This window comes from Clostridium moutaii (genome assembly GCF_041205085.1).
Lineage (GTDB): Bacteria > Bacillota > Clostridia > Clostridiales > Clostridiaceae > Clostridium_B > Clostridium_B moutaii.
Genome location: NZ_JBGEWD010000056.1, coordinates 1 through 301 on the forward strand (window position 1 = coordinate 1; position 301 = coordinate 301).

General features: G+C 37.9%; 1 pseudogene. It reads left to right on the top strand.

Annotated elements, in window-relative coordinates:
- Window positions 1-9: 9 nt before the first annotated feature.
- Window positions 10-301 (top strand): annotated as a pseudogene (locus AB8U03_RS18055) (IS30 family transposase); the annotation flags it as partial.

A 301-nucleotide genomic window follows, 5' to 3' on the forward strand; every position in this document is an offset into this window, starting at 1 on the left:
AACATTGATTTGAGACGACGCGTTCGTTATAAGTGCAAAGAAAGGAAAACACCTACCAGAATAAGTCTGGCTGCCAGAGAATTTCGCATCAACAGGACTTATGATGATTTTAAAGAGTTAATTAAAAAAGCTCCCGAAACATCTGTTGTAGAATTAGACACTGTAGAAGGCGGACGTGGTAATAGCAAACAAGCTTTCTTAACTATGCTCTTTCGGAACTGCTCTCTAATGCTTATTTTCGTGCTGAAAGAAAAAACGCAGGATTGCGTTTTTGAAATATTTGATACTCTTTCCGAAAAGC